At 69.1% G+C, this 7,423-nt stretch carries 10 protein-coding genes; 3 read left to right on the forward strand and 7 right to left on the reverse strand.

Annotated elements, in window-relative coordinates; all coding sequences use genetic code 11:
- From DD1DGNOD_RS15695 to DD1DGNOD_RS15705, 3 genes are all read right to left on the reverse strand, one after another.
- Positions 1–424, reverse strand: a 424-nt coding sequence (locus DD1DGNOD_RS15695) for a histidine phosphatase family protein (RefSeq protein ID WP_206443213.1), incomplete at its 3' end; no start/stop codon positions are given.
- Complete coding sequence (locus DD1DGNOD_RS15700) at positions 421–1,215, reverse strand: CbtA family protein (RefSeq protein WP_131770462.1); 795 nt, start codon at positions 1,213–1,215, stop codon at positions 421–423. The genes DD1DGNOD_RS15700 and DD1DGNOD_RS15695, both read right to left, overlap by 4 nt.
- 11 nt (positions 1,216–1,226) lie before the next feature.
- Entirely contained in the window at positions 1,227–1,448 is a 222-nt protein-coding gene (locus DD1DGNOD_RS15705; protein WP_131767579.1) for a CbtB domain-containing protein, read from the reverse strand.
- A gap of 377 nt (positions 1,449–1,825) precedes the next feature.
- Between DD1DGNOD_RS15705 and DD1DGNOD_RS15710 the strand changes: the two genes are divergently transcribed.
- The 3 genes from DD1DGNOD_RS15710 (at position 1,826) to DD1DGNOD_RS15720 (ending at position 3,622) form a co-directional block, all read left to right on the forward strand.
- A complete protein-coding gene (locus DD1DGNOD_RS15710) occupies positions 1,826–2,080 on the forward strand; it encodes an AbrB/MazE/SpoVT family DNA-binding domain-containing protein (RefSeq protein ID WP_131770463.1) in 255 nt (84 codons plus the stop codon).
- Entirely contained in the window at positions 2,068–2,484 is a 417-nt protein-coding gene (locus DD1DGNOD_RS15715; RefSeq protein WP_131767581.1) for a PIN domain-containing protein, read from the forward strand. The genes DD1DGNOD_RS15710 and DD1DGNOD_RS15715 overlap by 13 nt, the downstream gene beginning before the upstream one ends.
- Positions 2,485–2,968: 484 nt before the next feature.
- Positions 2,969–3,622: an ester cyclase gene (locus DD1DGNOD_RS15720; protein WP_131770464.1), complete on the forward strand. Its 654-nt coding sequence runs from the start codon at positions 2,969–2,971 to the stop codon at positions 3,620–3,622.
- 134 nt (positions 3,623–3,756) lie between these two features.
- On the opposite strand, the gene DD1DGNOD_RS15725 is transcribed toward DD1DGNOD_RS15720, so the two are convergent.
- The 4 genes from DD1DGNOD_RS15725 to DD1DGNOD_RS29600 form a co-directional block, all read right to left on the reverse strand.
- Positions 3,757–4,977, reverse strand: coding sequence for a cytochrome P450 (locus DD1DGNOD_RS15725; RefSeq protein WP_131767601.1), 1,221 nt, complete (start codon positions 4,975–4,977; stop codon positions 3,757–3,759).
- 494 nt (positions 4,978–5,471) lie between these two features.
- The gene (hisH, locus tag DD1DGNOD_RS15730; protein ID WP_131770465.1) at positions 5,472–6,086 is read right to left on the reverse strand and encodes an imidazole glycerol phosphate synthase subunit HisH; all 615 of its coding nucleotides are present in this window, start codon (positions 6,084–6,086) and stop codon (positions 5,472–5,474) included.
- A 192-nt stretch (positions 6,087–6,278) separates the two neighbouring features.
- On the reverse strand, positions 6,279–6,866 hold the full coding sequence (gene hisB / locus DD1DGNOD_RS15735) for an imidazoleglycerol-phosphate dehydratase HisB (protein ID WP_131767583.1): 588 nt from the start codon (positions 6,864–6,866) through the stop codon (positions 6,279–6,281).
- A gap of 5 nt (positions 6,867–6,871) precedes the next feature.
- A partial coding sequence (locus DD1DGNOD_RS29600) for an aminotransferase class I/II-fold pyridoxal phosphate-dependent enzyme (RefSeq protein ID WP_241255751.1) occupies positions 6,872–7,423 on the reverse strand: 552 nt, incomplete at its 5' end.

A 7,423-nucleotide genomic window follows, 5' to 3' on the forward strand; every position in this document is an offset into this window, starting at 1 on the left:
GGGCGGCAAGCCAGCCCCCGACGCGGTTCACCAGGTCCGCGACGGACTCGCCGCCGTGCGGTGCCACGGTCGGGTCATCGGTCCAGGCACGCAGGTCCGAGGCGCTGATCTCCTCGAGCGAGCGTCCTGTCCAGGCCCCGACGTCGAGATCACGCAGGGCGGGATCTGGCGCGGCCGACAGTCCCAACGCTTGGGCTGTCTGGCGGGTACGCAACGAGAGGTCGCACAGGGCCCGCCCGGAACGCAGCGCCCGTCCGAAGGGTGTATGCGGTGTATGTGACGTGTGCGCTGCGGCTGCATCCGCGGCCCGACGCGCTTCGGCGTCGTCGATGGTGTCGTCGTCGACGCCGAAGCGCGCCGCTCGTATGGCAGCAGTCCGGGCGTGGCTGACCAGGGTGAGGCGCAGCGGTTCGCCCGCGCTCACGCCCCGCTGGCGACCGGCGATCCGCCCGAGGAGGCCACGGGACGCTCCCCCGCCAAGGTTGGCGCGGGGGCTGGCGTCACGGCCGGGACGGCACGGTTGGCGCGTTCTGTCAGGGCTCCGAACAGCAGCCCGACCGTGGCCCACACCGTCGCGTGGATCGTCAGCGAAGCGATCCGGAACCGCCACAGCACGTCCGCCGGGAAGCCTTCCGGTGTCTCGTCCACGCCCGGTAGGACGTAGTACGCAAGGCCGACGACCACCAGGCCGCCGGCCGCCGACAGCAGCGCCGCATCCCAGCCACCGAACCTGGGGGCGAGTCGCCTGGCGGCCACGCAACCGCCGATGACCACAGCCAGCGAGATCAACATCATGCTGAAGTACAGGCTGGTGCGCTCGCCGATCGTGTCAGGGTTTCCGACCGCCGGCGGGTTGGCCGGGTACTTCAGGTCGGGCAGCAGGTACACCCCCACGAAGCCGGCAAGGGCCACCAATCCCGCGGTCGCGCGGGCGCGCAGGGCACCCAGCCGGCCCTGCGCACAGGCGTAGGCGAGGGAGAACAGCCCACCGATGGCGACCCCGAACACCAGCAGGCCGGTGAACAGGCCGATCGTGCTCTGCACCGTCCGGGACACCGGCTCCGGCTCGTGAGCGGTCTGGGCCACCTCATGGGCCGACTCGAACGCGATCGCGTGGCCGACCTGGCTCTCCCCGAGAATCTTCGCGACGACGAAGGCGAGGACGGCGGCGACCACGCCGACCAGCATCCCGCGGATCAGCAGTGTGCGAATCATGTCGCGCCCACTCAGTGGCAGGGGAAGCCGAGCAGGTGACGGGCGTCGTGTACGAACTCGTGGACATTGCTGCCGCCCACGATCGACATCGCGCCCTGCTCCGCGCCGACGAAGTAGAGCAGGACCAGCGCCAGAATCGATCCGAAAATCGCGAACGGAGCCAGCTCGCTCAGCGGGATCGTCGGCAGCGGCGCGGGAACGGCCGGGGCGTCCAGGACGCTTGGGTGTGCCATGACGGGACCTCCACAGGAATCACGCGTTCCACTCGGGCAGGACATGTCCGGCGATGGGTCTGACTTCCGGACGTCGCCCTCTTGGGACGACGTTGGTAACAGTGGCGCGACCGCGCCGGATTCACACCGGCTTCCATCGACTCGAAACAGTTTGAGGGAATCAGCAGCCGACCCCAGAGTCAAGCCTGATCAGTCATTCGGGCGCTCCCGGCAACCGGCGACATCCCGCCGCACCCGTTATGCCCCGGATTACAGCGATTAGGAACGACGGAGATCTCCCTCCCGGCGCTCGCACCCGCACAGAACAGCGAATGGCGCACCTCGGGCATGCACTCCCGAAGCCCGAGCGGATACCAGCTGGATGGTAGGCTTCAACCATGATCACTACCATTGACATGGCAGGACGGCTGGTAGTTCCGAAGGCGCTGCGGGACCGCATGGGCCTGAAGCCGGGCACCCAGATCGAGCTCGAGGAGCGTGACGGTGAGCTCACCCTGCGACCGGTCGGGCCCAGGGCTGTGGCCGTCGAGCGCGACGGCCGCGTCGTTCTCACGACCAGTTCGCCGGCACCACCGCTGGACCACGAGGAGCTGCTCCGCATAATCGACGAGTCGCGCACATGGCCTCGCTGATCGTGACGGCCGACACGAGCGTGGTCGTACCCGCGCTCGCGGACTGGCACCCCGAGCACAAAAGATCCCTGGGACTTGTGCGGGACGTCCGCCGGCTACCCGGGCACGTTCTGATCGAGACCGTGTCCGTCCTCACCCGGATGCGCCATGGCGTCGCAAGCCCGATCGCCGAGGTTGTCCTAGCTCTTGCACAGGACTTCCCCGACGAGCCGCTCACGCTGGACCCCGGCGGCTACCGCCGGCTTCTGACCACGTTCGCCGCTACCGGCATTGCCGGCGGGCGGGTGTACGACGCCCTTGTCGGGGCAAGTGCCGCCGCGGCTGGTGCACGCCTGCTGACGGCGGACCGGCGGGCTCTTCCCACCTATGCCGCGGTGGGAGCGACCGCGGAACTCGCCTTCTGATCGCTCCTCCCGCCTGCCGGGGTCACCGGTGAACCCACGTTGCTGAACCCACATTGCTGAACCCACGTGGCGAGCGACGGTACGCAGGTCCCTCCGCCGGATGCCGAAGTTCCCGGGCGCGCACATCCATCCGGTATCTTTTCGCACCTGATAATCCGGGACGTTCGCCCTGTTCTCACCGGCCGGCCCGGGGCCTAGATTGGTCGAGGGCCCGGCTTTGAAATATGGGCCGGCATTTTTCAGCGGGTTCACCGTTTCACGACGGCTGGTTTCACGATAGGTCGGTTTCACGATGGCTGGAAGCCGGCCGCGGCAGCAGCACACGAGGGCCGGCAGCGCCAGGTCCGTCCATCGCGGAAGACTTTCCCAGCAGCCCGGGGACTTGGGCCGCGGGCAACGCAGAAGAAAAATGATAGCGCCGCCTTCGGCCCGCCCGGACGCTCGACGCGTCGCGGTGACGAGCAGGTGACAGGAGGAAGAAGCGGTGAGCGACCAGACGTCCGAGGAACAGCCACTGCATGTGCGGGGCCGGGACGCCGTCATTGCCGATTCCACCGGCGTGCGGTGGCGTGACGGCGCACCGCCGGACTACAGCCGTTCGAAGGAGACGATGCCCCGGGAACGCACCCACCAGCACGCCGAGGGCTCTCTGGCCGACATCGTCGAGCGCGTGGTCCAGGTGTTCGAGATGGAACTCTCGCACAAGAAGGACCCGGCCGAGTGGGTCAGCATGGTCACCGACCAGTTGCGCGTCCGGGTGAACGGCGGCCCCGCGGCCACTGCCGTCGATCTCGCCGAAAGGGGCAGCTACAACGTTCTGATCGGCGAGAACCCCTACTACTCGGCGAACGACGAAACTTTCGAGTCCTCCCACCGCGTGTTTCACGAAGCATTTCCCGGCGGCTTTTTCTGGGAGGTGCTGGAAGTCTACTCACCGCCACCCGTGATCACATTTAAATGGCGCCACTGGGGTACCTTCAGCGGACCTTACAAGGGGTTGCCCCCGACCGGCGAACACATCGAGATCTTCGGTGTCACCGTGGTCCGATGCACCGACGACCTCAAACTGGTCGAGGTCGAGAACTTCTACGACAACACCGCCTTCCTCGGCCGGCTCGCGGGCAACTACCCACTCTGAGATAACAGGATGTGAGATTTCGGGCGCGGCATGCAACTCCACTCATGCCGCGCCCGTCGACACCGGTCCACGTCCACCAATACGGGTCCTCGTCCACCAACACCGGTCCACAGGGACCAACTGTCCGGCTGATGTCAGGCCGTGACCGGGATGTGGGTCCAGCCGCGTTGGACGAATGCCGGACGCCGCACGGGAATGCCCGCCAGCCTCAGGCGCGGGAAGCGTTCGATCAGGCAGCGCATGGCGATCGCCACCTCCACCCGGGCCAGCGGCGCGCCCACACAGAAATGGACACCGCCGCCGAAGGCGATGTGCGGGTTCGGCTCCCGGCCGATGTCGAACTGGTCGGCCCGCTCGAACACCTCGGGGTCCCGGTTGGCCGAACCGAGCAGGGCGGCGATCCGCTCCCCCGTCCGGACGACGACTCCGCCGATCTCGACGTCCACCATCGCGGTCCGTTCGAAAAGGTGCAGCGGCGAGTCGAAGCGCAGGAACTCCTCGGTCGCGGTCGCGGCGAGTTCCACCGGACGGTCGGCCAGACGCCGCTGCTGGTCGGGATGGTTCAACAGTGCGACCATCCCGTTGCCGAGACAGTTGACGCTGGCCTCGTGCCCGGCGTTGAGCAGCACCACGACCGTGGCGACCAGCTCGTCCTCGCTGAGCTGCTCCCCCTCCTGCTCCGCCTGAACCAGATGGGTGATCAGATCGTCCTGGGGGACGCGACGGCGCCGTGCTGCGAGTTCCCGGACGAAGGCGTCGAACTCCGCCGCGGCAGCGCGGGCGGCAGCCTCCGCGGCGGGAGTGCGTCCGTACTCGTTCATCTTCATCATGGCCGCCGACCACGGGCGCAGCAGGTGCCGGTCGCCGTCCGGGATGCCGAGCAGCTCAGCTATGATCATCACCGGCAGTGGTTCGGCGTAGTCGGCGATCAGGTCGAACCGCTCGCCGTCCCGGCTCCTTTCCTCCACCCCGTCCAGGAGGCCCGCGCACAGCTCCTCGATGTGTGGACGCAGCCGCTCGATGTTGCTACGGAGGAACGCCTTGCCGAGCAGCCCACGCAACCGGGTGTGCTTGGGCGGCTCGCAGCCAAGGACCGAGTCGCACTCAAGCTGGTTGAACAGCGCCCACAGGTCTTCGGGCTGTCTCGGCGGGTGGATCCTGCCCAGTGCGCGATGGCGCACCACCGCGTCGGCATCGCGGTACCTGGCGGCCAGCCACATCCCGAGCTGTTCGCTCCACAGGGGACGGCCAACCGCCCGCAGCTCGGCGAAGACCGGATACGGGTCATGGACGAGATCGGGATCGCGGGGGTCGAAACAGCCTGCGCCACCATAGGACCGGCGGGACGGGACCAACACTCGCTCCTTCCGGGACGGGGCACCACCCCCCACCATCCCGACTATCGAACCAGTGCCGGCGGGCGCGCAGCGGGCAGACCGGCGCCTTTCCCGGCACCGCGCATGCGCGGTTGATCACATCAACCGGACAGCCCCGCGCGCGACGCGCGGCAGCGCCGCCCCAGGATCTGGCTCCGGTCCCCGAAGGAAGCCCCACCGCCCCCGAAGCAAGCCACTAGCCCTGTCCCCCTGTCCCCTGTTCCCCTGCCCCGGCCAGGCCCGAAGGATGTGGATGCGGTGCTGTTGTGCCAGCAGCGGATCCACATCGTTTTCCGTGACGGGTTACCTTCACCATCGCGGCGAAGCCCCCGACTCGCCCCGATCCCTTTCCTTACCGATCATCGTTAGATGATCGGTAAGCTCCGAACCGCGGCCCGCCCCTCCGCCACCGTCCCGAAGGAAGCCCGGGGGATGCTCCAAAGAAAAGCTGGAGGTGCCCGGGAGACTTCGGGTCAGCGGAGGGTACGCAGCCAGTTGGCGAGCAGGTGCGCACCCGCGTCCCCGGACTTCTCCGGGTGGAACTGGGTGGCGCACACCGGACCTCGCTCCACGGCCGCGGCGAAGGGCTCGCCGTGCTCGGCCACGGTGTCCCCGGACTCGGGCTCAGCCTCGGCCGCATACGAGTGGACGAAGTAGAAACGGGTGTCCGCGGGCAGACCGTCGAAGAGCACCGTCCCGACCGGCGGTGTCACGGTGTTCCAGCCCATGTGCGGCAGGACCGGCGCAGCCAGGCGCCGTACCCGCCCGGCGAGCACGCCGAGCCCGCGGGTCCGCACACCGTGCTCGTCCCCGAGGGTGTATAGCACCTGCATCCCCACGCAGATCCCGAGGACCGGACGCCCCTGGGTGACCCGCTCGTGGACGACCGGCGCCGCGCCGACCGCGTCGATCCCCGCCATGCACGCCGCGTAGGCGCCCACCCCGGGTACCACCAGACCGTCCGCGGCCCGGGCGGCGGCCAGGTCGGCCGTCACGGTCACCTCTGCACCGACCCGGGCCAGCGCCCGCTGGGCGCTGCGCAGGTTCCCCGACCCGTAGTCGAGGACGACCACCCGTGGAACGGTCACACCACGCCCCTGATCACACCACGCCCGGTGACCACGGCACGCCCGGTGACCACGTCAGGCCTGATGATCAGGCCATGCCCGGTAGCCACGGCACGCCCAGTGGCCACGGCACATCCAGTGGCCACGGCACATCCAGTGGCCACGGCACGCCCGGCGACCACGCCATACTCTGCGGTCACAGTGGATCCCCGGTCACAGCACGCCCTTGGTGGACGGCACCCCGGCCACCCGCCCGTCGAGCGCGACCGCGTCCCGCAGCGCCCGCGCGACCGCCTTGAACTCGGCCTCGACCACATGGTGGGCGTTACGACCCGACAGCACCCGCACATGCAGGGCGATCCGCGCCGACGCGGCGATCGACTCGAAGACGTGCCGGGTCAGCGTCGTGTCGTAGGTACCGATGAGCTCGATCAGCTCCGGCTCGACGACCACGCAGTACGGCCGGCCGGAGAGGTCCACCGCCGCCTGCACCAACGCCTCGTCGAGCGGCACCAGGGCGTCCCCGAACCGCCGGATCCCGGTCTTGTCACCGAGTGCCTCGCGCAGCGCCTCACCAAAGGCGATCGAGGTGTCCTCGACCGTGTGGTGGGCGTCGATGTGCAGGTCACCGCGGGTGCGGATGGTGAGATCGAAACCCCCGTGCTTGCCGAGCTGGCTGACCATGTGGTCGAAGAACGGAACGCCGGTGAACGACGACGACACACCCGCCCCGTCAAGATCCAGTTCGACGACGACATCCGATTCCAAGGTCTTACGCTCTATGCGGGCTGTGCGGCCCATCCTCGTCATCCCTTCCCGGTGTCGGGCAGTTGAGCGGCGGGCGCCTGGCCCCCGGGCACCTGGCCCCCGGGCACCTGGCCCCCGGACGCCTGGCCCCCGGGCACCGGGGCACCGGACGCCTCAGCGGGGGACGCCAGCGTCGCGGTCCCCTCGGCCAGCAGCGCGCGGGTCGCCGCCAGGAAGGTGTCGACCTCGCCTGGCAGACCGGCGGTGACCCGCAGCCAGCCGGGAAGGCCGACGTCCCGGACAAGCACGCCCGCGTCGAGCAGCCCCTGCCACGCCACCCGCTGGTCGGTGAACCGGCCGAACAGGACGAAGTTCGCGTCGCTGGGTGCCACCGCGCATCCGGCATCGGTCAGCTCGACCACCAGCCGGTCACGCTGCGCCTTCACCGCCTCGACCGTGGCGAGCAGCTCGTCGGCATGCGCGAGTGCCGTACGCGCAACCGCCTGCGTGAAGGTCGACAGATGGTACGGCAGGCGCACCAGCTGCAACGCGTCGATCACAGCCGGGTGCGCGGCGAGGTAACCGATGCGGGCACCGGCGAGCGCGAACGC

The organism is Candidatus Protofrankia californiensis (assembly GCF_900634765.1).
GTDB classification, from domain to species: domain Bacteria; phylum Actinomycetota; class Actinomycetes; order Frankiales; family Frankiaceae; genus Protofrankia; species Protofrankia californiensis.

Bases quoted from the DNA above. Each gene is read 5' to 3' on its own strand.
- DD1DGNOD_RS15700 (WP_131770462.1), bottom strand. From the start codon at position 1,215: ATGATTCGCACACTGCTGATCCGCGGGATGCTGGTCGGCGTGGTCGCC.
- DD1DGNOD_RS15710 (WP_131770463.1), top strand. From the start codon at position 1,826: ATGATCACTACCATTGACATGGCAGGACGGCTGGTAGTTCCGAAGGCG.
- DD1DGNOD_RS15705 (WP_131767579.1), bottom strand. From the start codon at position 1,448: ATGGCACACCCAAGCGTCCTGGACGCCCCGGCCGTTCCCGCGCCGCTG.
- hisB (WP_131767583.1), bottom strand. From the start codon at position 6,866: ATGGGCCGCACAGCCCGCATAGAGCGTAAGACCTTGGAATCGGATGTC.
- DD1DGNOD_RS15715 (WP_131767581.1), top strand. From the start codon at position 2,068: ATGGCCTCGCTGATCGTGACGGCCGACACGAGCGTGGTCGTACCCGCG.